22 protein-coding genes are annotated in these 24777 nt (G+C 54.1%); 21 read left to right on the forward strand and 1 reads right to left on the reverse strand.

Annotation, left to right across the window (positions count from 1 at the left end; all coding sequences use genetic code 11):
• Positions 1-79: 79 nt before the first annotated feature.
• Positions 80-166 (reverse strand): leu operon leader peptide, encoded by an 87-nt coding sequence (leuL, locus tag AOY24_RS24830; protein WP_042323878.1) that lies wholly within the window; start codon positions 164-166, stop codon positions 80-82.
• A 658-nt stretch (positions 167-824) separates the two neighbouring features.
• Here leuL and leuO point away from each other — a divergent pair.
• The 21 genes from leuO to secM all read left to right on the forward strand — a co-directional run bounded on the left by leuO (position 825) and on the right by secM (position 24732).
• The gene (gene leuO, locus AOY24_RS07885) at positions 825-1775 is read left to right on the forward strand and encodes a transcriptional regulator LeuO (RefSeq protein WP_042997947.1); all 951 of its coding nucleotides are present in this window, start codon (positions 825-827) and stop codon (positions 1773-1775) included.
• 318 nt (positions 1776-2093) lie between these two features.
• Entirely contained in the window at positions 2094-3818 is a 1725-nt protein-coding gene (gene ilvI, locus AOY24_RS07890) for an acetolactate synthase 3 large subunit (RefSeq protein ID WP_061070525.1), read from the forward strand.
• 2 nt (positions 3819-3820) lie between these two features.
• Entirely contained in the window at positions 3821-4312 is a 492-nt protein-coding gene (ilvN, locus tag AOY24_RS07895) for an acetolactate synthase small subunit (protein ID WP_042997945.1), read from the forward strand.
• Between the two features lie 180 nt (positions 4313-4492).
• Complete coding sequence (gene cra / locus AOY24_RS07900; protein WP_042997944.1) at positions 4493-5497, forward strand: catabolite repressor/activator; 1005 nt, start codon at positions 4493-4495, stop codon at positions 5495-5497.
• 611 nt (positions 5498-6108) lie between these two features.
• The gene (gene mraZ / locus AOY24_RS07905; protein ID WP_044255498.1) at positions 6109-6567 is read left to right on the forward strand and encodes a division/cell wall cluster transcriptional repressor MraZ; all 459 of its coding nucleotides are present in this window, start codon (positions 6109-6111) and stop codon (positions 6565-6567) included.
• A gap of 1 nt (position 6568) precedes the next feature.
• On the forward strand, positions 6569-7510 hold the full coding sequence (gene rsmH, locus AOY24_RS07910) for a 16S rRNA (cytosine(1402)-N(4))-methyltransferase RsmH (protein WP_044255494.1): 942 nt from the start codon (positions 6569-6571) through the stop codon (positions 7508-7510).
• Positions 7507-7872 carry a cell division protein FtsL gene (ftsL, locus tag AOY24_RS07915; protein WP_012904474.1) on the forward strand — a complete coding sequence of 122 codons (366 nt, stop codon included), beginning with the start codon at positions 7507-7509 and terminating at the stop codon, positions 7870-7872. Before rsmH ends, ftsL begins: the two co-directional genes overlap by 4 nt.
• 15 nt (positions 7873-7887) lie before the next feature.
• Positions 7888-9654, forward strand: coding sequence for a peptidoglycan glycosyltransferase FtsI (ftsI, locus tag AOY24_RS07920; RefSeq protein WP_042997941.1), 1767 nt, complete (start codon positions 7888-7890; stop codon positions 9652-9654).
• Positions 9641-11128, forward strand: a complete 1488-nt coding sequence (murE, locus tag AOY24_RS07925; RefSeq protein WP_054176448.1) for a UDP-N-acetylmuramoyl-L-alanyl-D-glutamate--2,6-diaminopimelate ligase — start codon at positions 9641-9643, stop codon at positions 11126-11128. Before ftsI ends, murE begins: the two co-directional genes overlap by 14 nt.
• Positions 11125-12483 (forward strand): UDP-N-acetylmuramoyl-tripeptide--D-alanyl-D-alanine ligase, encoded by a 1359-nt coding sequence (murF, locus tag AOY24_RS07930; RefSeq protein WP_054176449.1) that lies wholly within the window; start codon positions 11125-11127, stop codon positions 12481-12483. The genes murE and murF overlap by 4 nt, the downstream gene beginning before the upstream one ends.
• Positions 12477-13559, forward strand: coding sequence for a phospho-N-acetylmuramoyl-pentapeptide-transferase (gene mraY / locus AOY24_RS07935; protein ID WP_042997938.1), 1083 nt, complete (start codon positions 12477-12479; stop codon positions 13557-13559). The genes murF and mraY overlap by 7 nt, the downstream gene beginning before the upstream one ends.
• Before the next feature lie 2 nt (positions 13560-13561).
• Entirely contained in the window at positions 13562-14878 is a 1317-nt protein-coding gene (murD, locus tag AOY24_RS07940; protein ID WP_042997937.1) for a UDP-N-acetylmuramoyl-L-alanine--D-glutamate ligase, read from the forward strand.
• Positions 14878-16122, forward strand: a complete 1245-nt coding sequence (gene ftsW, locus AOY24_RS07945) for a cell division protein FtsW (protein WP_042997936.1) — start codon at positions 14878-14880, stop codon at positions 16120-16122. The genes murD and ftsW overlap by 1 nt, the downstream gene beginning before the upstream one ends.
• Positions 16119-17186: an undecaprenyldiphospho-muramoylpentapeptide beta-N-acetylglucosaminyltransferase gene (gene murG, locus AOY24_RS07950; protein ID WP_042997935.1), complete on the forward strand. Its 1068-nt coding sequence runs from the start codon at positions 16119-16121 to the stop codon at positions 17184-17186. Before ftsW ends, murG begins: the two co-directional genes overlap by 4 nt.
• A 52-nt stretch (positions 17187-17238) precedes the next feature.
• Positions 17239-18714 carry a UDP-N-acetylmuramate--L-alanine ligase gene (gene murC / locus AOY24_RS07955; RefSeq protein WP_042997934.1) on the forward strand — a complete coding sequence of 492 codons (1476 nt, stop codon included), beginning with the start codon at positions 17239-17241 and terminating at the stop codon, positions 18712-18714.
• Positions 18707-19627, forward strand: coding sequence for a D-alanine--D-alanine ligase (locus tag AOY24_RS07960; RefSeq protein ID WP_054176450.1), 921 nt, complete (start codon positions 18707-18709; stop codon positions 19625-19627). Before murC ends, AOY24_RS07960 begins: the two co-directional genes overlap by 8 nt.
• 1 nt (position 19628) lies before the next feature.
• Positions 19629-20459: a cell division protein FtsQ gene (ftsQ, locus tag AOY24_RS07965; protein ID WP_042997932.1), complete on the forward strand. Its 831-nt coding sequence runs from the start codon at positions 19629-19631 to the stop codon at positions 20457-20459.
• Positions 20456-21718, forward strand: coding sequence for a cell division protein FtsA (gene ftsA / locus AOY24_RS07970; RefSeq protein WP_003018755.1), 1263 nt, complete (start codon positions 20456-20458; stop codon positions 21716-21718). The genes ftsQ and ftsA overlap by 4 nt, the downstream gene beginning before the upstream one ends.
• Positions 21719-21779: 61 nt before the next feature.
• Complete coding sequence (gene ftsZ, locus AOY24_RS07975; RefSeq protein ID WP_004857884.1) at positions 21780-22931, forward strand: cell division protein FtsZ; 1152 nt, start codon at positions 21780-21782, stop codon at positions 22929-22931.
• Positions 22932-23031: 100 nt separating this feature from the next.
• Positions 23032-23949, forward strand: coding sequence for a UDP-3-O-acyl-N-acetylglucosamine deacetylase (gene lpxC / locus AOY24_RS07980; protein WP_000595473.1), 918 nt, complete (start codon positions 23032-23034; stop codon positions 23947-23949).
• Positions 23950-24225: 276 nt separating this feature from the next.
• The gene (gene secM, locus AOY24_RS07985) at positions 24226-24732 is read left to right on the forward strand and encodes a secA translation cis-regulator SecM (RefSeq protein ID WP_042997930.1); all 507 of its coding nucleotides are present in this window, start codon (positions 24226-24228) and stop codon (positions 24730-24732) included.
• Positions 24733-24777: the final 45 nt, after the last annotated feature.

Genomic DNA, 24777 nt, shown 5'->3' on the forward strand with positions numbered 1-24777 from the left:
CTTAGTCTTTAGGGCGCCTTGCTTCGAGCATAAAAAAACCCGCGCAACGGCGCGGGTTTTTTATCTTACTGGATACGACTTAATGCTGAATGCCGCTCACCAGTCTACCGCGCAACGAAGATGCGTTTAGTAGTAGTAGACCGTTAAAGCGAGCGATACGAATCATTAAATCAACTCCAGGCGAATGCGATATGCTTTTAGTGGTACTGGATACGATGACTGATGTCAACCCCACCGCTGAAAACACCGCACCAGTCAGAAGAAAAGGGAGGGGCGGATTTAGCTAATTGTGCTGAACTTTTTCTGTTATTGCCGATGAAAAAACGGCGGAGGGTTTACACTTTTCATCGTTTGACATATTTAAGCACGCTTTTTTTCAAATGCTGTCACGGCAGTCTGATAAGTCACGAACGCAATAAATTAGTTATCCATATGATTTTGAAGATTTTATGGTAGTTAATAATAAATTAATAATGGGGGTGAATATGGCAATTGATAAGCTAATGTTAAGAATTAACGCGTGAGTAATATAAAAATTTAATTGAATGCCAGCATTTTATTCATAAAGCTCATGATTGTTTATTGGCGTCGCTTATGTTTATATTGCTCCCGTCATTGAAATTTATGATTTATCGTGCGGGGAAGGATTCCACATCGTGCTGATGCGGGGTTTTTACGGCGATCTTCCCGCACCTTTATGTTTTCCGAAATTTTATCTCTGCCCTTTTTCTTATTTTATATGCATGGTAAATCATATTTTCTGAGATTATTTCTCTGCATTCCGGCAAGCAAAAAGGGAGTTAAGCGTGACAGTGGAGTTAAGTATGCCAGAAGTAACCGTTGATAAACCTAATCCCCATCATTTAGAGATGGATAAACCGCAACTTCGTATGGTTGATCTTAATCTATTGACTGTATTTGATGCGGTAATGCAGGAGCAGAATATTACCCGTGCCGCGCATGCTCTCGGCATGTCGCAGCCAGCCGTAAGTAACGCCGTGGCGCGTCTTAAAGTGATGTTTAATGACGAACTTTTTGTGCGCTACGGTCGCGGTATTCAACCCACCGCGCGGGCCTTCCAGCTTTTCGGTTCCGTCCGCCAGGCGCTGCAATTAGTGCAGAATGAATTGCCCGGTTCAGGATTTGAACCTGGCAGCAGTGAGCGCGTGTTTCATCTTTGCGTTTGCAGTCCGCTGGATAATATTCTGACCTCTTTAATTTATAATCGTATTGAAAAAATCGCCCCTAATATTCATGTTGTATTTAAGTCCTCTTTAAATAAGGATACTGAACACCAATTACGTTATCAGGAAACTGAGTTCGTTATTAGTTATGAAGAATTCCGTCGTCCTGAATTTACAAGTATTCCATTGTTTAATGACGAAATGGTACTGGTCGCCAGTCGTAAGCATCCACGCATTAACGGACCATTGGTGGAAAGCGATGTTTATAATGAACAGCATGCGGTCGTTTCACTTGACCGTTTTGACTCGTTTAGTCGGCCCTGGTATGACTCGGTTGATTCGCAATCGTGTGTAGCCTATCAGGGGATGGCATTAATCAGTGTGCTTAATGTTGTTTCGCAAACGCATCTGGTGGCTATTGCCCCTCGCTGGTTAGCTGAAGAGTTTGCACCCTCTCTGGATCTACAAATATTACCGTTACCTTTAAAATTGAATAGCAGAACTTGTTATCTGTCATGGCATGAAGCTGCGGGTCGGGACAAAGGGCACCAATGGATGGAAGAACTGTTAGCTTCCGTCTGCAAGCGTTAGGCATGAATGAGATAAACCGGGTGCAGACATCCGGTTTATCCTGTCTGTTTTTTATTTATTGGCATTTTATTCTGAATTGAGTCTGGCTATCTTTCTTTCATTCGCGTAAAAATTGATGATTCGCTGTATGCGCGCATTTTCAACCGATTAATTCTCATTACCTGAGAAAAATTTAGTTTAATTCACCGTTTCTTCGTCGCTTACCTCTCTTTTATGCTTATTTTCCGGCGTCTTTCCCCCTTTCTCTGAATTGCCTGCGTCCTGGGGAGCGGTTAAGGTGTTTTACACATCATTAATCGTCATTCAGTGAGGCAAGCCATGGAGATGTTGTCTGGAGCCGAAATGGTCGTCCGATCGCTTATCGATCAGGGCGTTAAGCAGGTATTCGGTTATCCCGGGGGCGCCGTCCTCGATATTTATGATGCGTTGCATACGGTCGGTGGGATCGATCATGTGCTCGTCCGCCATGAACAGGCGGCCGTGCATATGGCCGATGGCCTGGCGCGGGCAACGGGGGAAGTGGGCGTGGTGCTGGTAACTTCCGGCCCAGGCGCCACCAATGCGATTACTGGAATTGCAACGGCGTATATGGATTCTATTCCGTTAGTGATTCTTTCCGGTCAGGTCGCGACCTCGTTGATTGGCTACGACGCCTTTCAGGAGTGCGACATGGTGGGGATCTCCCGCCCGGTGGTGAAACACAGTTTTCTGGTGAAGCAGACGGAAGATATTCCACAGGTGCTGAAAAAGGCCTTCTGGCTGGCGGCGAGCGGTCGTCCGGGTCCGGTGGTGGTGGATTTGCCGAAGGATATTCTTAATCCCGGCAAAAAACTGCCTTATTCCTGGCCAGAATCAGTCAGCATGCGGTCGTATAACCCGACCACGGCGGGCCATAAAGGGCAGATTAAGCGCGCTCTGCAAACGCTGGTTGCGGCAAAAAAACCGGTTGTCTATGTCGGCGGCGGGGCGGTGACGGCGGGGTGCCACGAGCAGCTGCGTCAGACCATCGAAACGCTTAACCTGCCGGTGGTCTCTTCGCTGATGGGGCTTGGGGCATTTCCCGCAACGCACCGTCAGTCGCTCGGGATGCTGGGCATGCATGGCACTTATGAAGCCAACATGACGATGCATAACGCCGATGTGATTTTTGCCGTTGGGGTACGTTTTGACGATCGCACAACGAATAATCTGGCCAAGTATTGCCCGAATGCAACGGTGTTGCATATTGATATCGACCCGACATCCATTTCCAAGACGGTGACAGCGGATATCCCGATTGTCGGGGATGCACGTCAGGTGCTGGAGCAGTTACTGGAATTATTGCCGCAGGAATCCGCTCAGCAGCCGCTGGATGATATTCGTGACTGGTGGCAACAGATTGAACGCTGGCGCGCGCGTCAGTGCCTGAAATATGACACGCACAGCGAAAGTATCAAACCGCAGGCGGTCATTGAGGCTATCTGGCGTCTGACCAATGGCGGTGCGTATGTGACGTCGGATGTGGGTCAGCATCAGATGTTTGCCGCCCTTTATTACCCCTTCGATAAACCGCGCCGTTGGATCAACTCTGGTGGTCTCGGTACGATGGGTTTCGGCCTGCCTGCGGCACTGGGGGTAAAAATGGCGCTGCCGGAGGAAACGGTGGTCTGTGTGACCGGTGACGGCAGTATTCAGATGAACATTCAGGAGTTGTCGACCGCGCTGCAGTATAAACTGCCGGTTCTGGTGCTAAACCTGAACAACCGTTATCTGGGCATGGTGAAGCAGTGGCAGGACATGATCTACTCGGGTCGTCACTCTCAATCGTATATGCAGTCGCTGCCTGATTTTGTTCGCCTGGCGGAAGCCTACGGACATGTCGGCATTCAGATTTCTCGTCCTGATCAACTGGAAAGTCAATTGAGTGAAGCGCTGGCGCAAGTGAAAAACGGTCGTCTGGTGTTTGTTGATGTTACCGTCGATGGCAGCGAACACGTCTACCCGATGCAGATTCGCGGCGGCGGGATGGATGAAATGTGGTTAAGTAAAACGGAGAGGACCTGATTATGCGCCGGATATTATCAGTACTGCTGGAGAACGAATCCGGTGCGCTGTCGCGCGTGATCGGCCTTTTTGCTCAGCGGGGTTACAACATTGAGAGCCTGACCGTCGCGCCGACGGACGATCCGACGCTCTCTCGTATGACCATCCAGACGGTAGGCGACGAGAAAGTACTGGAGCAAATTGAAAAGCAACTGCACAAGCTGGTGGATGTGTTGCGGGTCAGTGAACTTGGGCACGGCGCGCACGTCGAGCGCGAAATCATGCTCGTGAAGATTCAGGCCAGCGGCTATGGTCGGGAAGAGGTGAAACGCAACACGGAGATTTTTCGTGGGCAGATTATTGATGTCACGCCAAACCTCTATACCGTTCAGTTGGCGGGGACCAGCGATAAGCTGGACGCTTTTCTGGCAACGCTGCGCGAAGTGGCGAAAATCGTTGAGGTTGCGCGTTCCGGTGTGGTGGGACTATCGCGCGGCGACAAAATAATGCGCTAATCATTCTCTTTTCGTTAATTCATATGCCCAACGTCCTCCGTTGGGCATTTTTTTGCGAAATCCGTGGTAACCCGGAATAAAAGCGGTTGCCGCAGTAACTATTCTGCGCTTAGATGTTACCGATTTTAACCCATGCCGTTACAATGGTTATGGTTTGTACATTTTACGCAAGGGGCAATTGTGAAACTGGATGAAATCGCTCGGCTGGCTGGTGTATCGCGAACGACTGCAAGCTACGTAATTAACGGAAAAGCAAAGCAATACCGCGTGAGCGACAAGACTGTCGAAAAAGTCATGGCGGTGGTGCGTGAGCATAATTACCACCCGAATGCTGTGGCTGCCGGGCTGCGTGCTGGACGCACACGTTCTATCGGTCTGGTGATCCCGGATCTGGAGAACACGAGCTATACCCGTATTGCGAATTATCTTGAACGCCAGGCGCGCCAGCGTGGTTATCAACTGCTGATTGCCTGTTCGGAAGATCAGCCTGATAACGAAATGCGTTGCATTGAACATCTTTTACAGCGTCAGGTTGATGCGATCATTGTCTCCACATCGTTGCCGCCGGAACACCCGTTCTATCAACGCTGGGCCAATGATACCTTCCCAATTGTGGCGCTGGATCGTGCATTAGATCGTGAACATTTTACCAGTGTCGTGGGTGCCGATCAGGACGATGCCGAAATGCTGGCCGCAGAGTTGCGTAAGTTCCCGGCTGACACCGTGCTCTATCTGGGCGCGCTGCCGGAGTTGTCTGTGAGCTTCCTGCGCGAGCAGGGGTTCCGTGCGGCCTGGAAAGACGATCCGCGTGAAGTGAATTTTCTGTATGCCAACAGCTATGAGCGTGACGCGGCGGCACAGCTATTTGAAAAATGGCTGGAGACGCATCCGATGCCGCAGGCGCTGTTTACCACCTCATTTGCCCTGTTGCAGGGGGTGATGGATGTGACGTTGCGTCGTGATGGTAAGCTGCCTTCCGACCTGGCGATTGCGACCTTTGGCGACAACGAACTGCTGGATTTCTTACAGTGCCCGGTTCTGGCCGTGGCGCAGCGCCATCGTGATGTTGCAGAGCGCGTGCTGGAAATTGTCCTGGCGAGTCTGGATGAGCCGCGTAAACCAAAACCTGGTTTAACGCGCATTAAACGTAATCTCTATCGTCGTGGCGTATTAAGCCGCAGCTAGTCAATTTTTGAATTCTGCGCCAGAAGACAATTTTTCTGGCGCAACTTAACGCTCCCCTCTCCACAATACCCTCACCATAATTAAGATTATTCCTTATAATTTTCTCAACTTTACCGAAATAATCCGTATTTAAACGAAACAGAGGCGGTTTCAGGTTATTGAGACGTAACGGCAGGTTAGATATGTATTATTTTGTTACATGCTTGTCGTGAATTGCCGAATTAACAAACACTTTTTGTCGCCGCAGCGCGAATGTCTCGGCGGGCTTGTTGGTGCGCGGTGTTTGCAGCCATAAACAGGGACTGTATTCATGATGCAATATGTCCTAAAATGCCGCTCGCGTCGCAAACTGACACTTTATATTCCCTCCTGAGAATAATTGTTCGTTTTAAAGCGGTGATGAGTTTTGGGATTTTTTCTTACAAATATTCATGACGTTAATTTGCTTCGTTCGTTGGACAGAATTTAATCAACGCTGATATTAGCCGTAAACATTGGGTTTTTTACTCAGGTAAGCGTTGTGACTCGCTTGACAAGCTTTTCCTCCGCTCCGTAAACTCCTTTGAGTGGGAATTTGTGGGGCAAAGTGGTAATGAGGGGGGGAGACTGGCATGTTCCGGGGAGCAACGTTAGTCAATCTCGACAGTAAAGGGCGCTTATCTGTGCCTACCCGTTACCGGGATCAACTGATCGAGAGTGCTACCGGTCAAATGGTTTGTACCATTGACATCCATCACCCGTGCCTGCTGCTTTACCCCCTGCCTGAATGGGAAATTATCGAGCAAAAATTATCGCGTCTGTCGAGCATGAACCCGGTAGAACGCCGTGTGCAGCGTTTACTGTTGGGGCATGCCAGTGAATGTCAGATGGACAGTGCCGGGCGATTGTTGGTGGCGCCTGTCCTGCGGCAACATGCCGGGCTGACAAAAGAAGTGATGCTGGTTGGACAGTTCAATAAGTTTGAACTGTGGGATGAAACGACCTGGTATCAACAGGTCAAGGAAGATATCGACGCTGAGCAGAGTGCGACCGGGACGTTGTCGGAGCGCCTGCAGGACTTGTCTCTATAAGATGATGGAAAATTTTAAACACACCACGGTGCTGCTGGACGAGGCCGTAAACGGTCTCAATATTCGTCCTGATGGCATCTACATTGATGGAACATTTGGTCGCGGTGGTCACTCGCGTCTCATTCTCTCGCAGCTTGGCGAAGAGGGACGTCTGCTGGCAATCGATCGCGATCCGCAGGCGATCGCCGTCGCCCAGACCATCAATGATCCTCGCTTCTCCATCATTCATGGACCTTTCTCCGCGCTGGCTGACTATGTTGGCGAGCGCGAACTGACCGGCAAGATCGACGGGATTCTTCTCGATCTTGGCGTCTCTTCACCGCAGCTTGACGACGCTGAGCGCGGTTTTTCTTTCATGCGTGACGGCCCGCTGGATATGCGCATGGATCCCACTCGCGGCCAGTCGGCTGCTGAATGGCTGCAAACCGCAGAAGAAGCCGATATCGCCTGGGTGCTGAAAACCTTTGGCGAAGAGCGTTTTGCCAAACGTATTGCCCGCGCCATCGTTGAGCGCAACCGCGAACAGCCCATGACCCGCACGAAAGAACTGGCGGAAGTGGTCGCGGCGGCAACGCCGGTGAAAGACAAATTCAAACATCCCGCGACCCGTACCTTCCAGGCGGTGCGCATCTGGGTGAACAGTGAACTGGAGGAGATAGAGCAGGCGCTAAAAAGCTCGCTCAGCGTGCTGGCCCCGGGGGGGCGGCTTTCTGTCATCAGTTTCCACTCGCTGGAAGACCGCATTGTGAAACGCTTTATGCGTGAGCAAAGCCGTGGTCCGCAGGTTCCGGCAGGATTACCGATGACGGAAGAGCAGCTCAAAAAACTGGGCGGTCGTGAGCTAAGAGCATTAGGCAAGTTGATGCCGGGTGAAGAAGAGGTTGCAGAGAATCCTCGTGCCCGTAGTTCAGTTCTGCGTATTGCAGAGAGGACGAACGCATGATCAGCAGAGTGACAGAGGCCCTCAGCAAAGTTAAGGGATCGATTGGAAGCAACGAGCGCCATGCTTTGCCTGGCGTGATCGGTGACGATCTTTTGCGATTTGGGAAGCTGCCACTCTGCCTGTTCATTTGCATCATTGTGACGGCGGTGACGGTGGTAACAACCGCGCACCACACACGATTACTGACTGCGCAACGCGAACAACTGGTTCTGGAGCGCGATGCGCTGGATATCGAGTGGCGCAACCTGATTCTTGAGGAGAATGCCCTCGGCGATCATAGCCGGGTTGAACGGATCGCAACGGAGAAGCTGCAAATGCAGCATGTTGATCCCTCACAAGAAAATATCGTAGTGCAAAAATAAGGAAAAACGCGACGCATGAAAGCAGCGGCAAAAACGCTAAAACCAAAACGTCAGGAAGAACAGGCCAACTTTATCAGTTGGCGTTTTGCGTTGCTGTGCGGCTGCATTTTACTGGCGCTGGGTTTCTTGCTGGGCCGCGTCGCCTGGCTGCAGATTATCGCGCCGGACATGCTGGTCCGTCAGGGCGACATGCGTTCGCTTCGCGTACAGGAAGTGGCAACGTCGCGCGGTATGATAACCGACCGTTCGGGCCGTCCGCTGGCCGTCAGCGTACCGGTGAAAGCTATCTGGGCCGATCCAAAAGAGGTGCATGAAGCCGGGGGCATTACCGTTGGCGACCGCTGGAGAGCGCTCTCCACTGCCCTGAATATTCCCCTCGACCAACTGTCTGCCCGGATCAACGCCAACCCAAAAGGGCGTTTTATCTATCTGGCGCGTCAGTTAAACCCGGATATGGCGGATTACATCAAAAAGCTAAAGCTGCCGGGTATTTATCTGCGCGAAGAGTCCCGTCGTTACTATCCTTCCGGCGAAGTGACCGCTCACCTTATTGGTTTTACCAACGTGGATAGCCAGGGGATTGAAGGCGTTGAGAAGAGTTTTGACAAATGGCTCACCGGTCAACCGGGCGAGCGTATTGTGCGTAAAGACCGCTACGGTCGCGTCATTGAAGATATCTCTTCTACCGACAGCCAGGCGGCGCATAACCTCGCGCTGAGCATTGATGAGCGCCTACAGGCGCTGGTGTATCGCGAACTGAACAATGCGGTGGCGTTTAACAAGGCAGAATCCGGGAGCGCGGTGCTGGTTGATGTGAGTACCGGCGAAGTGCTGGCAATGGCGAACAGCCCGTCCTACAACCCGAACAACCTGAGCGGCACGCCAAAAGACGCGATGCGTAACCGTACCATTACCGACGTTTTCGAGCCGGGTTCTACCGTCAAACCGATGGTGGTGATGACCGCGCTCCAGCGCGGCGTGGTGCGGGAAAACAGCGTGCTAAATACCGTTCCCTACCGAATTAACGGCCACGAAATCAAAGACGTGGCGCGCTACAGCGAATTGACCCTGACCGGGGTTTTACAGAAGTCGAGTAACGTCGGTGTTTCTAAGCTGGCGTTAGCGATGCCGTCCTCAGCGTTAGTGGATACTTACTCACGTTTTGGGCTAGGAAAGGCGACCAATTTGGGGTTGGTCGGAGAACGCAGTGGCTTATATCCTCAAAAACAACGGTGGTCTGACATAGAGAGGGCCACCTTCTCTTTCGGCTACGGGCTAATGGTAACCCCGTTACAGTTAGCGCGAGTCTACGCAACGATTGGCAGCTATGGCGTTTATCGTCCGCTGTCGATTACCAAAGTGGATCCCCCGGTTCCCGGCGAGCGCATTTTCCCGGAATCGACCGTACGTACCGTTGTGCACATGATGGAAAGCGTGGCGTTGCCGGGCGGCGGTGGGGTGAAGGCGGCGATTAAAGGTTATCGCATCGCCATTAAAACCGGTACCGCGAAGAAAGTTGGTCCGGATGGCCGCTATATCAACAAATACATTGCTTATACCGCAGGCGTTGCGCCTGCGAGTCAGCCGCGCTTCGCGCTGGTTGTTGTTATCAACGATCCGCAGGCGGGTAAATACTACGGCGGCGCCGTTTCCGCGCCGGTATTCGGTGCCATCATGGGCGGCGTTCTGCGCACCATGAACATCGAACCGGATGCGCTGGCAACGGGCGAAAAAAGTGAATTCGTAATTAATCAAGGCGAGGGAACAGGTGGCAGATCGTAATTTGCGCGACCTTCTTGCTCCGTGGGTATCAGGTTTACCTGCGCGAGAACTGCGAGAGATGACACTCGACAGCCGTGTGGCTGCGGCGGGCGATCTCTTTGTGGCAGTGAAAGGTCATCAGGCGGACGGGCGTCGATATATCCCGCAGGCGATAGCGCAAGGTGTGGCTGCCATTATTGCAGAGGCAAAAGACGAGGCAACCGACGGTGAAGTGCGTGAAATGCACGGCGTACCGGTTATCTATCTCAGCCAGCTTAACGAGCGTTTATCTGCGCTGGCGGGCCGCTTCTATCACGAGCCATCTGAAAACATGCGTCTGGTCGGCGTCACCGGCACGAACGGTAAAACCACCACGACCCAACTGCTGGCGCAGTGGAGCCAACTGCTCGGCGAAACTAGCGCAGTGATGGGCACGGTAGGCAACGGCCTGCTCGGTAAAGTGATCCCAACGGAAAATACCACCGGCTCGGCCGTAGACGTTCAGCAGGTGCTGTCGGGGCTGGTCGAGCAGGGCGCGACCTTATGCGCGATGGAAGTCTCTTCCCACGGTCTGGTGCAGCATCGCGTCGCGGCGCTGAAATTTGCCGCCTCGGTGTTTACCAATTTAAGCCGTGACCATCTGGATTATCATGGCGATATGGAGCATTACGAAGCCGCGAAATGGCTACTTTTCTCCACGCACCGTTGTGGGCAGGCAATTATCAACGCGGATGATGAAGTCGGTCGCCGTTGGCTGGCGAAACTGCCGGATGCCGTGGCCGTCTCAATGGAAGATCATATCAACCCTAACTGTCATGGCCGGTGGCTGAAGGCCGTCGAGGTGAATTATCACGACAGCGGCGCGACCATTCGTTTTGCCTCAAGCTGGGGCGAGGGTGAAATTGAAAGCCGTCTGATGGGCGCGTTTAACGTCAGTAATCTGTTGCTGGCGCTGGCCACACTGCTGGCGCTGGGCTATCCACTGGCTGACTTGCTGAAAACTGCTGCGCGTCTGCAACCCGTTTGCGGGCGTATGGAAGTCTTTAGCGCGCCGGGTAAAACCACCGTGGTTGTTGATTATGCCCATACCCCTGATGCGCTGGAAAAAGCGCTACAGGCGGCGCGTCTGCACTGCACCGGGCAACTCTGGTGCGTCTTTGGCTGCGGCGGCGATCGTGACAAAGGGAAGCGCCCACTGATGGGGGCGATTGCCGAAGAGTTCGCTGATGTTGTGGTCGTAACGGACGACAACCCGCGTACTGAAGAGCCGCGCGCCATTATCGACGACATTCTGGCAGGTATGCTGGATGCTGGTCGTGCAAAAGTGATGGAAGGCCGTGCCGAAGCGGTGACCAACGCCATTATGCAGGCGAAAGATAACGATGTCGTGCTGGTGGCAGGTAAAGGGCACGAGGATTACCAGATTGTCGGTACGCAGCGTCTCGACTATTCCGACCGCGTAACTGCGGCGCGCCTGCTGGGGGTGATCGCATGATTCGCGTAACGCTCAGCCAACTCGCCGGTATTCTCGGCGGCGAACTGAAAGGGGGCGATCTGTCCCTTGATGCCGTCACCACCGATACGCGTAAGCTGACGCCGGGCTGCCTGTTTGTGGCGCTCAAAGGCGAACGTTTTGATGCTCACGATTTTGCCGAACAGGCAAAAGAGGGGGGGGCGGGCGCGCTCTTGGTTAGCCGTCCGCTGGCGGTTGATTTGCCACAGGTGGTTGTGCAAGACACCCGTCTGGCCTTCGGTGAGCTGGCTGCGTGGGTTCGCGCTCAGGTTCCGGCACGCGTGGTGGCGTTAACCGGCTCGTCCGGTAAAACCTCTGTGAAAGAGATGACGGCGGCGATTCTCAGCCAGTGTGGCAATACGCTCTATACCGCAGGCAACCTGAATAACGACATTGGCGTACCGATGACGCTGCTGCGCTTAACCCAGGAATATGACTATGCGGTCATTGAGTTAGGTGCCAACCACCAGGGCGAAATCGCCTGGACCGTCAGCCTGACGCGTCCGGAAGCGGCACTGGTCAACAACCTGGCGGCGGCGCATCTGGAAGGCTTCGGTTCGCTGGCGGGAGTGGCGAAGGCGAAGGGCGAAATTTTTACCGGTCTGCCTGAAAACGGCATTGCCATTATGAATGCCGATAACAATGACTGGTTGAACTGGCAGAACATTATCGGCGATCGAAAAGTCTGGCGTTTTTCACCGAATGCTACCAACAGCGATTTCACTGCCACCAATGTCCATGTGACGTCACATGGCACCGAATTTTTACTGCAAACGCCTGGCGGAAGCATTGATGTACTGCTGCCATTGCCCGGACGTCACAATATCGCCAATGCCCTGGCGGCGGCAGCGTTGTCGATGGCTGTTGGCGCGACGCTGGAGGCGATCAAAACCGGTCTGGCAAATTTAAAAGCGGTACCGGGCCGTCTGTTCCCTGTCCAGTTAGCGGAAAACCAACTGCTGCTTGATGATTCGTATAACGCCAACGTCGGGTCAATGACCGCCGCGGTACAGGTGCTGTCCGAAATGCCGGGTTACCGTGTGCTGGTTGTCGGCGATATGGCCGAACTGGGCGCAGAAAGCGAAGCCTGCCACGTGCAGGTCGGTGAGGCGGCGAAAGCGGCAGGCATCGACTGCGTATTGAGTTCAGGGAAACTGAGCAAGGCTATCAGCGATGCGAGTGGCGTCGGCGAACATTTTGCGGATAAAGCCGCGCTGATCGCGCGTCTGCAGACGCTGATTGCAGAGCAACAGATAATTACCATTTTGGTGAAAGGTTCACGTAGTGCCGCCATGGAAGAGGTCGTACGCGCATTACAGGAGAAAGGATCATGCTAGTTTGGCTGGCCGAACATTTGGTCAAATATTATTCCGGCTTTAACGTCTTTTCCTATCTGACGTTTCGCGCCATTGTCAGCCTGCTGACCGCACTGTTCATCTCATTGTGGATGGGCCCGCGCATGATCGCCCGTCTGCAAAAACTCTCCTTCGGTCAGGTTGTACGTAACGATGGTCCGGAGTCCCACTTCAGCAAGCGCGGCACGCCGACGATGGGTGGGATCATGATCCTGACGGCGATCGTTATTTCCGTTCTGCTGTGGGCCTACCCGTCAAACCCGTACGTCTGGTGCGTATTGGTGGTGTTGATTGGTTACGGCATTATCGGCTTCGTCGATGACTACCGCAAAGTGGTCCGCAAAGACACCAAAGGCCTGATTGCGCGCTGGAAATACTTCTGGATGTCGGTCATTGCGCTGGGTGTTGCTTTCGCACTGTACCTCGCCGGGAAAGACACGCCAGCGACAGAGCTGGTGGTGCCGTTCTTCAAAGACGTCATGCCGCAGTTGGGGCTGTTCTACGTTCTGCTGGCGTATTTCGTGATTGTCGGCACCGGTAATGCGGTGAACCTGACTGACGGTCTGGATGGTCTGGCGATTATGCCAACCGTCTTCGTCGCGGGGGGATTCGCGCTGGTGGCGTGGGCGACCGGTAACATGAATTTTGCCAACTATCTGCATATTCCGTACTTACGTCATGCCGGCGAACTGGTAATCGTCTGTACGGCGATTGTCGGCGCGGGCTTAGGATTTCTGTGGTTTAACACCTATCCGGCGCAGGTCTTCATGGGCGACGTCGGATCGCTGGCGCTGGGTGGCGCGCTTGGCATTATCGCCGTGCTGCTACGTCAGGAGTTCCTGCTGGTGATCATGGGTGGGGTATTTGTCGTGGAGACCTTGTCGGTGATATTGCAGGTCGGTTCCTTCAAGTTGCGCGGTCAGCGTATCTTCCGCATGGCACCGATTCATCACCACTATGAACTGAAAGGCTGGCCGGAACCGCGCGTGATTGTGCGCTTCTGGATTATTTCGCTGATGCTGGTCCTGATTGGCCTGGCAACGCTGAAGGTACGTTAATCATGGCTGATTACCAGGGTAAAAACGTCGTCATTATCGGTTTGGGATTAACCGGACTCTCTTGCGTGGACTTTTTCCTCGCTCGTGGCGTAACCCCTCGCGTGATGGATACCCGTGCGACACCGCCGGGACTGGATAAGTTACCGGAGGCAGTAGAGCGTCATGTCGGCAGTCTGAATGACGACTGGCTGCTGGCGGCGGATCTGATTGTGGCAAGCCCTGGTATCGCCCTCGCGCATCCGTCACTGAGCGCAGCGGCTGATGCGGGTGTTGAGATTGTTGGCGATATCGAGTTGTTTTGCCGTGAAGCGCAGGCACCGATTGTGGCGATCACCGGTTCGAACGGGAAAAGCACCGTCACGACGCTGGTAGGTGAAATGGCGAAAGCGGCAGGTGTGAACGTCGGCGTTGGCGGCAACATTGGCCTTCCCGCCTTGATGCTGCTGGATGCAGAACGCGAACTGTATGTCCTTGAACTCTCCAGCTTCCAGCTGGAAACCACGTTCAGCCTGCAGGCGGCCGCGGCTACTATTCTGAACGTTACTGAAGATCACATGGACCGGTATCCGTTTGGTTTACAACAGTATCGCGCGGCAAAACTGCGCGTTTACGAGAATGCAAAAGTCTGTGTGGTCAATGCCGATGATGCGTTGACGATGCCGATTCGTGGAGCCGATGCGCGTTGTGTGAGCTTTGGCGTCAACATGGGCGATTATCACCTTAACCGTCAGCAGGGCGAGACCTGGCTGCGGGTGAAGGGTGAGAAAGTGCTGAACGTGAAAGAGATGAAGCTTTCCGGCCAGCATAACTACACCAACGCCCTGGCGGCGCTGGCGCTGGCGGATGCGGCAGGTTTACCGCGCGCCAGCAGCCTGAAAGCGCTGACGACGTTCACCGGTCTGGCGCATCGGTTCCAGTTAGCGCTGGATCATAACGGTGTGCGCTGGATTAACGACTCGAAAGCGACCAACGTCGGCAGCACCGAAGCGGCGCTGAACGGCCTGCATGTTGATGGCACGCTGCATCTGTTGCTGGGCGGCGATGGTAAATCGGCGGACTTCTCTTCGCTGAGTCGTTATCTGGAAGGCGATCGCGTGCGGTTGTACTGTTTTGGTCGCGATGGCGCGCAACTGGCGGCGCTGCGCCCGGAAATTGCGGAACAAACCGAGACGATGGAAGAGGCGATGCGCCTGCTGGCGCCGCGCGTGAAGTCAGGCGATATGGTGCTGTTGTCTCCGGCCTGCGCCAGCCTCGATCAGTTTAAGAATTTTGAGCAACGGGGTGATGTCTTTACCCGTCTGGCAAAGGAGCTGGGTTGATGCGTTTATCTCTCCCTCGCCTGAGACTGCCGCGCCTGCCGGGATTTGGCATCCTGGGATGGATCTTTGCGGCGCTTAAAGGCTGGGTGATGGCCTCACGGGACAAAGATTCTGACAGTCTGATCATGTACGATCGCGTGCTGCTATGGCTGACGTTAGGCCTTGCGGCGATCGGTTTCATCATGGTGACGTCGGCATCCATGCCCGTTGGGCAGCGTCTGGCGGGCGATCCGTTTCTGTTTGCCAAGCGTGATGCGCTCTATATTTTTCTGGCATTTTGTCTGGCGATGATCACGCTGCGTCTGCCGATGGAGTTCTGGCAGAAATACAGTACCACGATGCTGATCGCCTCGATCATCATGCTGTTGATCGTGCTGGTAGTAGGGAGTTCGGTGAACGGAGCATCGCGTTGGATTGCATTAGGTCCTCTGCGTATTCAGCCTGCGGAATTTACCAAGCTGTCGCTGTTCTGCTATCTGGCGAACTACCTGGTGCGCAAGGTTGACGAAGTTCGTAATAACCTGCGCGGCTTTTTAAAGCCGATGGGCGTGATTCTGGTACTGGCGATCCTGTTGCTGGCGCAACCTGACCTCGGTACGGTGGTCGTGCTGTTCGTGACCACGCTGGCGATGCTGTTTCTGGCTGGGGCAAAGTTGTGGCAGTTCATTGCCATTATCGGCATGGGGATTTCTGCGGTCGTACTGCTGATTCTCGCCGAACCGTATCGTATTCGCCGCGTAACCTCGTTCTGGAACCCGTGGGAAGATCCGTTTGGTAGCGGATACCAGCTTACCCAGTCACTGATGGCATTCGGTCGCGGTGAAATGTGGGGACAGGGGCTGGGCAACTCGGTACAGAAACTGGAGTATCTGCCGGAAGCGCATACGGACTTTATCTTCGCCATCATTGGGGAAGAACTGGGTTATATCGGTGTGGTATTGGCGCTTTTAATGGTATTCTTCGTCGCTTTTCGCGCGATGTCGATTGGCCGCAAAGCGCTGGAGATCGACCACCGTTTTTCCGGATTTTTGGCCTGTTCCATCGGTATCTGGTTTAGTTTTCAGGCTCTGGTGAACGTCGGTGCGGCGGCAGGCATGCTGCCAACTAAAGGTCTGACGCTGCCGCTCATCAGTTATGGTGGCTCGAGTTTGCTGATTATGTCGACGGCCATCATGTTTTTGTTGCGAATTGATTATGAAACGCGCCTGGAAAAAGCACAGGCGTTTACACGAGGTTCACGATGAGTGGTCAAGCGAAGCGGTTAATGGTGATGGCGGGCGGTACCGGCGGGCACGTGTTCCCGGGACTGGCGGTCGCGCACCATTTAATGTCCCAGGGCTGGGAAGTTCGCTGGCTGGGTACCGCAGATCGTATGGAAGCGGATTTAGTCCCTAAGCATGGCATCGATATTGACTTCATCCGTATCTCCGGATTGCGCGGAAAAGGCGTGAAAGCGCTGTTGGCCGCCCCTTTGCGTATTTTCAACGCATGGCGTCAGGCGCGCGCAATCATGAAAAGTTTTAACCCCGATGTGGTGCTGGGGATGGGCGGGTATGTTTCCGGTCCCGGCGGTCTGGCCGCGTGGTCACTGGGCATTCCAGTCGTGTTGCACGAGCAAAATGGTATCGCCGGGTTAACGAATAAATGGCTGGCGAGAATTGCTACCAAGGTCATGCAGGCGTTTCCTGGCGCGTTTCCGAATGCGGAAGTGGTCGGGAACCCGGTACGTACAGACGTGCTGGCGCTGCCGTTGCCGCAGGATCGTCTTGCCGGACGCGAAGGTCCGATTCGTGTGCTGGTGGTCGGCGGATCGCAGGGCGCTCGCGTGCTGAACCAGACCCTGCCGCAGGTTGCCGCCAGACTGGGTGATGCGGTGACTATCTGGCATCAGAGCGGGAAAGGCGCGCAGCAGACCGTAGAACAGGCCTATGCCGACGTGGGGCAACCCCAGCATAAGGTAACGGAATTTATTGATGACATGGCGGCCGCCTACGCGTGGGCCGATGTGGTGGTCTGTCGTTCTGGCGCATTGACGGTAAGTGAGATTGCCGCCGCCGGTTTACCGGCGCTGTTTGTGCCGTTTCAACATAAAGACCGACAGCAGTACTGGAATGCGCTGCCGCTGGAAAAAGCGGGCGCAGCCAAAATTCTCGAGCAGCCGCAGTTTACTGTGGATGCCGTCGCCAGCACCCTGTCCGGGTGGTCGCGAGAAAGTTTGTTAACCATGGCAGAACGTGCCCGCGCTGCATCCATTCCGGATGCCACCGAGCGTGTCGCAAATGAAGTGATCCGGGCTGCCCGGGCGTAATTGTAGCGGTGCCTTTTGCATCGCCTGAATTGAGAAGTGAATGGCGTAAAGAATGAATACACAACAACTGGCAAAACTGCGTTCTATCGTGCCCGAAATGCGTCGCGTTCGGCACATCCACTTTGTCGGCATCGGTGGTGCCGGGATGGGCGGTATTGCCGAAGTTCTGGCCAATGAAGGGTATCAGATCAGTGGTTCAGATTTAGCGCCTAACCCGGTGACGCAGCAGTTGACGAACCTGGGAGCAACGATTTATTTCAACCATCGCCCGGAAAACGTGCGAGATGCGAGTGTGGTTGTGGTCTCCAGCGCCATCTCGGCTGATAACCCGGAGATTGTGGCGGCGCATGAAGCGCGCATCCCAGTGATCCGCCGCGCGGAGATGCTGGCGGAGCTGATGCGTTTTCGTCATGGCATCGCGATTGCCGGGACGCACGGTAAAACGACCACCACCGCGATGGTCTCCAGTATTTACGCGGAAGCAGGACTGGATCCCACTTTCGTTAACGGGGGTCTGGTGAAAGCGGCAGGCGTGCATGCGCGTCTGGGCCATAGCCGTTACTTAATTGCGGAAGCGGATGAGAGCGACGCGTCATTCCTTCATCTGCAGCCGATGGTGGCGATTGTCACCAACATCGAAGCCGACCACATGGATACCTACCATGGCGATTTCGAAAATTTAAAGCAGACGTTTATTAATTTCCTGCACAACCTGCCGTTTTATGGTCGTGCGGTGATGTGTGTTGACGATCCGGTGATCCGCGAGCTCTTGCCGCGCGTGGGCCGTCAGACCACTACTTATGGCTTTAGCGATGACGCAGACGTTCGCGTCGAAGATTATCAGCAGGTGGGCCCGCAAGGGCACTTCACCCTGCTGCGCCAGGGGATGCAAGACCTGCGCGTCACGTTGAATGCGCCAGGTCGCCATAACGCCCTGAACGCGGCGGCGGCCGTGGCAGTTGCGACGGAAGAAGGTATTGCAGACGATGCGATCCTGCGTGCGTTGGAAAGCTTCCAGGGGACCGGGCGGCGCTTCGACTTCCTCGGTGAGTACCCGCTCGAGCCGGTGAACGGTAAAGCCGGTACGGCAATGCTGGTGGATGATTACGGGCATCACCCGACGGAAGTGGATGCGACCATTAAAGCGGCGCGGGCGGGATGGCCGGACAAAAATCTGGTGATGCTGTTTCAGCCACACCGTTTCACGCGTACGCGTGATCTGTATGACGACTTTGCCAACGTGCTGACCCAGGTTGATGCGTTGCTGATGCTGGATGTCTACGCAGCGGGTGAAGCGCCGATTCCAGGAGCGGACAGCCGTTCGCTGTGCCGCACTATTCGTGGTCGCGGTAAAATCGACCCGATTCTGGTTTCCGATCCGGCGCAGGTCGCAGAAATGCTGGCACCGGTATTAACCGGCAACGATTTGATTCTGGTACAGGGCGCGGGAAATATCGGCAAAATCGCGCGTTCCTTAGCCGAAATCAAACTGAAGCCGCAAATTCAGGAGGACGAACAACATGGCTGATAAAATCGCGGTCCTGCTGGGCGGTACCTCTGCTGAACGTGATGTGTCGCTGAATTCCGGCGCAGCAGTGTTGGCCGGATTACGGGAAGGCGGCGTGGATGCACATCCGGTCGACCCGAAAGAGGTCGACGTGACGCTGCTGAAATCAATGGGCTTTCAGAAAGTCTTTATCGCCCTGCATGGCCGTGGTGGGGAAGACGGAACCTTACAGGGACTGCTGGAGCTGGTTGGTTTGCCTTATACCGGCAGCGGCGTGATGGCATCGGCGATCTCCATGGATAAACTGCGCAGCAAGCTGCTGTGGCAGGGGGCGGGATTACCTGTCGCGCCATGGGTCGCGCTGACGCGATCTCAGTTTGAAAAAGGTCTTGATGAAGAACTGGTTAAGCAAATTTCTGTGCTGGGTTTACCGCTGATTGTGAAGCCCAGCCGTGAAGGATCCAGTGTGGGAATGTCGAAAGTGTCAGAATATGACGCTTTACAGGATGCATTAACGCTGGCATTTCAGCATGATGAAGAAGTTCTGATCGAGAAATGGCTCAGCGGTCCGGAATTTACGGTCGCGATACTGGGTGAAGAAATTTTACCCGCAATTCGTATCCAACCTGCCGGAACCTTCTATGATTATGAGGCGAAGTATCTGTCTGATGAGACACAGTATTTCTGCCCTGCAGGTCTGGAAAGCGAGCAAGAAGATATTTTACAGGCAGTCGTGCTGAAAGCATGGACAACCCTGGGCTGTAAAGGCTGGGGTCGCATTGACGTCATGCTGGATAACGATGGCCAGTTTTATCTGCTGGAAGCGAATACCTCTCCGGGTATGACCAGCCACAGCCTGGTGCCGATGGCGGCGCGTCAGGCGGGGATGAGTTTCTCGCAGTTGGTGGTACGAATTCTGGAGTTGGCGGACTGATATGTCGCAGGCTGCGCTGAACACGCGAAACAGTGATGAAGAGGTTTCTTCCTCACGTCGCAATAATGGAACGCGTCTTGCAGGTATTTTCTTCCTGTTGACGGTGCTGTGTACCGTGCTGGTCAGCGGCTGGGTGGTGTTGGGGTGGATGGAAGATGCACAGCGTTTGCCGCTGTCAAAGCTGGTGTTAACCGGTGAGCGCCATTACACGAAGAATGATGATATTCGCCAGTCGATTCTGGCGCTGGGTGCGCCCGGCACCTTTATGACCCAGGACGTGAATATCATCCAGAGTCAGATCGAACGCTTGCCGTGGATCAAGCAGGCCAGCGTCAGAAAGCAATGGCCCGATGAATTGAAGATTCATCTGGTTGAATATGTGCCGATTGCGCGTTGGAATGATCAGCATATGGTGGACGCCGAAGGAAATGCCTTCAGCGTGCCGGCCGATCGCACCAGCAAGCAGGTTTTACCCATGTTATCTGGCCCCGAAGGCAGCGCGAGTGAAGTGTTGCAGGGGTATCGTGACATGTCGCAGGTGTTGGCGAAGGACCGGTTTACCCTGAAGGAGGCGGCAATGACCGCTCGTCGTTCCTGGCAGTTGACGCTTAATAACGATATTAAGCTCAATCTTGGCAGGGGTGACACGATGAAACGTTTGGCTCGCTTTGTAGAACTGTATCCGGTTTTACAGCAGCAGGCGCAAACCGATGGCAAACGGATTAGCTACGTTGATTTGCGTTATGACTCAGGAGCGGCAGTAGGGTGGGTTCCCTTGCCTCCTGAGGAATCTAATCAGCAACAGAATCAGGTACAGGCAGAACAACAATGATCAAGGCGACGGACAGAAAACTGGTAGTTGGACTGGAGATTGGCACCGCGAAGGTCGCCGCTTTAGTAGGGGAAGTTCTGCCCGACGGTATGGTCAATATCATTGGCGTGGGCAGTTGCCCATCACGGGGGATGGATAAAGGCGGGGTGAACGACCTCGAATCCGTGGTGAAATGCGTACAGCGCGCCATTGACCAGGCAGAACTGATGGCAGATTGCCAAATCTCCTCGGTCTATCTGGCGCTTTCGGGCAAACACATTAGCTGTCAGAATGAAATCGGCATGGTGCCGATTTCAGAAGAAGAAGTGACGCAGGAAGACGTGGAAAACGTTGTGCATACCGCGAAATCAGTGCGCGTTCGCGATGAGCACCGTGTGTTGCACGTCATCCCGCAGGAATATGCGATTGACTATCAGGAAGGGATTAAAAACCCGGTCGGTCTTTCCGGTGTTCGTATGCAGGCAAAAGTGCATTTGATCACCTGCCACAACGATATGGCGAAGAACATTGTTAAAGCTGTGGAACGTTGTGGCCTGAAAGTTGACCAACTGATATTCGCCGGACTGGCGGCCAGTTATTCCGTCTTGACGGAAGATGAACGTGAACTGGGCGTCTGCGTCGTCGATATTGGTGGTGGTACAATGGACATCGCCGTTTATACTGGCGGGGCGTTGCGCCACACCAAAGTGATCCCTTATGCAGGGAATGTGGTCACCAGCGACATCGCGTATGCCTTCGGTACGCCGCCGAGCGACGCCGAAGCGATTAAAGTTCGCCACGGCTGCGCGCTGGGATCCATCGTCGGGAAAGACGAAAGCGTTGAAGTGCCAAGCGTGGGCGGGCGTCCGCCGCGCAGTCTGCAACGACAGACGCTGGCAGAGGTGATTGAGCCGCGTTATACCGAACTGCTCAACCTGGTCAACGAAGAGATATTGCAATTACAGGAACAGCTTCGCCAGCAGGGTGTGAAACATCATCTGGCGGCGGGGATTGTACTGACCGGTGGCGCGGCGCAAATTGAAGGTCTTGCCGCCTGTGCCCAGCGCGTGTTCCATACGCAAGTGCGTATCGGCGCGCCGCTGAATATTACCGGTCTGACGGATTACGCTCAGGAGCCGTATTACTCAACGGCGGTGGGGCTGCTTCACTACGGGAAAGAGTCCCACTTAAGTGGTGAAGCTGAAGTAGAAAAGCGTGTTACGGCTTCAGTTGGCTCTTGGATTAAACGTCTTAATAGCTGGCTGCGAAAAGAGTTTTAATTTTTTATGAGGCCGGCGAAAATTACGGCCTCAGGCGACAGGCACAACGGAGAGAGAAACTATGTTTGAACCTATGGAACTGACCAACGACGCGGTGATTAAAGTCATCGGCGTCGGTGGCGGCGGCGGTAACGCCGTTGAACACATGGTGCGCGAGCGCATTGAGGGTGTTGAATTCTTCGCGGTAAATACCGACGCTCAGGCGTTGCGCAAGACGGCGGTTGGCCAGACTATTCAGATCGGTAGTGGTATTACCAAAGGTCTGGGTGCGGGTGCGAACCCGGAAGTCGGTCGCAATGCAGCAGACGAAGATCGTGAAGCTCTGCGTGCAGCGCTTGACGGTGCAGACATGGTGTTTATCGCAGCAGGCATGGGCGGCGGTACCGGTACCGGTGCAGCGCCAGTGGTTGCTGAAGTAGCTAAAGATTTAGGGATCCTGACCGTTGCGGTCGTGACCAAGCCTTTCAATTTTGAAGGCAAAAAGCGTATGGCTTTCGCGGAGCAGGGGATCACTGAGCTGTCCAAGCATGTGGACTCGCTGATCACCATCCCGAACGACAAACTGCTGAAAGTGCTGGGTCGTGGTATCTCCCTGCTCGACGCGTTTGGCGCGGCGAACGACGTGCTGAAAGGCGCTGTTCAGGGCATCGCGGAACTGATTACCCGTCCGGGCCTGATGAACGTCGACTTTGCTGACGTGCGCACCGTAATGTCCGAAATGGGCTACGCGATGATGGGCTCTGGTGTGGCGAGCGGTGAAGACCGTGCAGAAGAAGCTGCTGAAATGGCGATCTCTTCTCCGCTGCTGGAAGATATCGATCTGTCTGGCGCGCGTGGCGTACTGGTCAACATCACGGCGGGCTTCGACCTGCGTCTGGATGAGTTCGAAACCGTGGGTAACACCATCCGTGCCTTTGCATCGGATAACGCGACCGTGGTGATTGGTACCTCTCTGGACCCGGATATGAACGACGAGCTGCGCGTGACCGTTGTTGCTACCGGTATCGGTATGGACAAGCGTCCTGAAATCACCCTGGTCACCAACAAACAGGTGCAGCAGCCGGTGATGGATCGTTACCAGCAGCATGGCATGGCGCCGTTGACGCAAGAGCAGAAACCGGTCGCGAAAGTGGTGAACGATAATACGCCGCAAACCGCGAAAGAGCCGGATTATCTGGATATCCCTGCGTTCCTGCGCAAGCAAGCCGATTAAGAATTGGCTGGAATTTGGGATTCGAGGCTCTTTGTGCTAAACTGGCCCACCGAATGTATAGTACACTTCGGTTGGATAGGTAATTTGGCGAGATTATACGATGATCAAACAAAGGACACTTAAACGTATCGTTCAGGCGACTGGTGTCGGTTTACATACCGGCAAGAAAGTCACCCTGACATTACGCCCTGCGCCGGCCAACACCGGGGTCATCTATCGTCGCACCGACTTGAATCCACCGGTAGATTTCCCGGCCGATGCCAAATCTGTGCGTGATACCATGCTCTGTACATGTCTGGTTAATGAGCATGATGTACGGATTTCAACCGTTGAGCACCTTAACGCTGCTCTGGCGGGTTTGGGTATCGATAACATTGTTATCGAAGTCGATGCTCCGGAAATCCCGATCATGGATGGCAGTGCTGCTCCGTTCGTCTACCTGCTGCTTGATGCCGGTATTGAAGAACTGAACAGTGCCAAGAAATTTGTTCGCATCAAAGAGACCGTTCGGGTCGAAGATGGCGACAAGTGGGCTGAGTTCAGACCGTACAATGGTTTTACGTTGGATTTCACCATCGACTTTAACCATCCGGCGATCGACTCCAGCACTCAGCGCTATGCGATGAATTTCTCTGCTGATGCGTTCATGCGCCAGATCAGCCGCGCGCGTACTTTCGGTTTCATGCGTGATATCGAATATCTGCAGTCCCGTGGCTTGTGCCTGGGCGGCAGCTTCGATTGTGCCATCGTTGTTGACGATTATCGCGTACTGAACGAAGACGGCCTGCGTTTTGAAGATGAATTCGTTCGTCACAAAATGCTCGACGCCATTGGCGACCTGTTCATGTGTGGTCACAACATTATCGGTGCATTTACCGCGTACAAATCCGGACATGCGCTGAATAACAAACTGCTACAGGCTGTTCTGGCAAAACAGGAAGCCTGGGAATATGTGACCTTCCAGGACGACGCAGAACTGCCGTTGGCTTTCAAAGCGCCTTCTACCGTACTGGCATAACGACACAGGTTGTCGCATAAATTCGACTGGTTAATCTGGCACTCTCTCCGGCCAGGTAAGCCAGTCGTTTTTTTTGACATTTTCTTCCCTGCCTGTTGGCAAAAGTGCCTTTCGGTTGTGTTCTTTCGCGTACTGAATCGCGATGCCGTGCGAACGCTGCTTTCTTAAGCACTTTTGCCTGTAACTTCTCATCAATACTGCTGTAGTGCCTGCGCATTAATGATAAGATTTGTGCGCAAAAAACGTTTTGAATAACACGATTGGGATGGCAATAACGTGAGTGGAATACTGACGCGCTGGCGACAGTTAGGTAGACGCTACTTCTGGCCGCATCTCTTATTTGGGATGGTCGCGGCAAGTTTTGGCTTGCCCGCGCTCGGAAATACCGTTGAGCCAACAACGCCGGCAAAGGCGACAGCCAGTAGCCATGAACAGCGCGTTAGAGTTAATTTCAGCCAACTGGCGCTGCTGGAAGCGAGCAATCGTCGCCCCAATTTCACCGTCGATTACTGGCATCAGCATGCTATTCGTACGGTCATCCGTCATCTTTCCTTCGCAATGGCACCGCAGGCGCTGCCCGTTGCTGAAGAACCGTTACCGCTTCAGGCACACCATTTAGCCTTACTGAACACGCTCAGCGCGATGCTGACGCAGGAAGGTACGCCTCCGGCAAGTGTGTCGCGCGTAACGTATGCCCATTTTACGCCTCAGGCCGTATTCACCGTTCCCGCCTGGATCAGCCAGGCGCAGGGGATCCGTGCCGGCCCTCAACGCCTCAGCTAAAAAACCCAATAAACTTCAATACATTATTATGACCCCACATCGCGG

It is taken from the genome of Citrobacter sp. CtB7.12, assembly GCF_001297795.1.
Lineage (GTDB): Bacteria > Pseudomonadota > Gammaproteobacteria > Enterobacterales > Enterobacteriaceae > Citrobacter_A > Citrobacter_A amalonaticus.